Raw genomic sequence first — 2,215 nt, 5'->3', positions numbered from 1 at the left:
CCCGGCACCGCCGGATCGTCGAGGACGGCCGGCACCATGCGGGCGCGGGTGACGAAATGGATGAAGTCGAGCAGGTCGCCGAGGACGGATTGCGGGTCGGCCCCGGCCCGGCGCGCCGCCTCCAGCCCTTCCAGCATCCGCGGCCCCTCGCCGGCGAAGGCGGCCTCCAGGATGTCGATGACGCTGGAGCGGTCGGCCAGGCCCAGCATCTCGCGCACCTGGACGGCGGCGATGAAGGGCTTGTCGCCCACCGGCGTGCCCTGGGCGATGGCCTGATCCAGCAACGACAGGCCGTCGCGCGCCGAGCCGTCGGCGGCGCGGGCGATCATACCGACCGCCTCCGGCTCCGCCGCCACGCCTTCCTTGTCCAGGATCCCGGTGAAGTACGCCTGCAGCTGGTCGGCGCCGATGCGGCGCAGGTCGAAGCGCTGGCAGCGCGACAGCACCGTCACCGGCACCTTGCGGATCTCGGTGGTGGCGAAGACGAATTTCACATGCGGCGGCGGCTCTTCGAGCGTCTTCAACAACGCGTTGAAGGCGTTCTTGGAGAGCATGTGCACTTCGTCGATGATGTAGACCTTGTAGCGCGACGCCACCGGGCCGTATCGCACGCCGTCGATGATCTCGCGGATGTCGTCGACGCCGGTGCGGCTGGCGGCGTCCATCTCCATCACGTCGACATTGCGGTCCTGCAGGATGGTGCGGCAGGGCTCGCACACGCCGCAAGGATCGGCGGTCGGGCCGCCCTTGCCGTCCGGGCCGACGCAGTTCAGCGCCCGGGCCAGGATGCGCGCCGTGGTGGTCTTGCCGACGCCGCGCACCCCGGTCAGTACGAAGGCATGGGCGAGGCGGCCGGAGGCGATGGCGTTGGTCAGGGTTCGCACCAGCGCGTCCTGGCCGATCATCTCGGCGAAGGTCGTCGGCCGGTATTTCCGGGCCAGGACGCGATAGGCCGCGGCCTTCTCCGGCTGCGGTGTCTCGTCGAGGCCGATCAGGGGCAGGGCTGCGTCATCGCTCATGGCGCGCGATCATAGGGAATGGGACCGGCGGTCGAAAGGGCGAAGGCGCCCGCCCCCCGCCCCGCTACTCCCCCGCCATCTCCCGCAGCTGCTTCACCCGCTGGATGTTCAGGGTCATCGGGCAGAAGGCGTACATCGGCGACCCGACATAGGATCCCGCCAGTTCGCAGTGGTTGTCGCGATAGACGATCCAGGCCTTCTGCGCCTTCTCCAGCTTCGCGGCGTCCGCCGGGCTGTTCATTTTGCCGAGAATCGCCTGGTACAGCCGGTTCATCTCCGGCTTCGTCTGATCGGCCACGCCCTCGGCGCAGGCGCCGACCGTGCCGTTGTTGGCGCCGCCGGCCTCGGCCAGGCAGTCGCTGTAGATCTTGTCGTAGTCTTTCGGCCCCTCGGCCGCCACGGCGGCGCCGGAGATCCCGGCGGTGGCCGCCAGGGCCAGGACGAGCGCGACGAACTTCATGGATCCCCCTCCGGTTCGAACGGAGCGGCACCTAGCATGAAACATCCGGCATCGGGAAGGTGGGAGACCGGCGGCGACCCGTATCGAAACTCGTTACGGCTGCTTCCTTCCGGACCTGACCGGGTTGGCGAGGGACACGCCCGCGCCGATCTCCCGCGCCCTATATCGGGGTTCCGGCCGCCGGTGGCAAGTGCGGAATGACAGTTGCATGTCGCCGGCTCAGCGCACCCCGTCCGCCGCCAGCGCGGCGATGCGGCGGCAGCAGGCCAGGAGCGGCCCGGCATAGCGCTCCGGATCGTCGATCGCGGCCCGGTATTTCGGGATGCTGACGCTGATGCAGCCGATCGCCCCGCCTGCCCCCGCGATCGCGCCGCCATAGCACCAGATGTCGGCCTCGTTCTCCTCGGCGTCGATCGAATAGCCGCGGGCACGGATGCGCTCGATCTCCGCCGCCAGGGCCTCCACCGTGGTCAATGTCTGCGGCGTCATCGCCGCGAGATCGAGCTTCGGCAGCAACGCCGCGGCCTCCGCCGGCGGCAGCGCCGCCAGCCAGGCCTTGCCGACCGAGCTGGAATGCAGCGGCACGCGGGTGCCGATGCGCGAGGCCATGCGCACCGCCCGCGGGCTCTCCAGCTTGTCGACATAGATCATCTCGGGCCCGCTGCGCACGGCGAGATGCACGGTCTCGCCGGTGGCGTCGCGCAGCTTCGCCAGCTCCTCGGCCGCGATCAGGCGC

The 2,215-nt window shown here is 70.1% G+C and carries 3 protein-coding genes and 1 other RNA gene; all 4 read right to left on the bottom strand.

Annotated elements, in window-relative coordinates:
- Positions 1-1,019 (bottom strand): DNA polymerase III subunit gamma/tau (gene dnaX / locus P409_RS32345; RefSeq protein ID WP_034848282.1); only part of this gene is annotated, 1,019 nt, incomplete at its 3' end.
- Positions 1,020-1,083: 64 nt separating this feature from the next.
- A complete protein-coding gene (locus tag P409_RS32340; protein WP_034848281.1) occupies positions 1,084-1,479 on the bottom strand; it encodes a lysozyme inhibitor LprI family protein in 396 nt (131 codons plus the stop codon).
- Positions 1,480-1,535: 56 nt separating this feature from the next.
- Positions 1,536-1,636, bottom strand: an RNA gene (ffs, locus tag P409_RS37465) — signal recognition particle sRNA small type.
- A gap of 62 nt (positions 1,637-1,698) precedes the next feature.
- A partial coding sequence (locus tag P409_RS32335) for an IclR family transcriptional regulator (RefSeq protein ID WP_034848279.1) occupies positions 1,699-2,215 on the bottom strand: 517 nt, incomplete at its 5' end.

It is taken from the genome of Inquilinus limosus MP06, assembly GCF_000767795.1.
Lineage (GTDB): Bacteria > Pseudomonadota > Alphaproteobacteria > DSM-16000 > Inquilinaceae > Inquilinus > Inquilinus limosus_E.
Note: the sequence above shows the minus strand (reverse complement) of the source record. Positions and strands in the feature narration are given on the sequence as shown.

Bases quoted from the DNA above. Each gene is read 5' to 3' on its own strand.
- P409_RS32340 (WP_034848281.1), bottom strand. From the start codon at position 1,479: ATGAAGTTCGTCGCGCTCGTCCTGGCCCTGGCGGCCACCGCCGGGATC.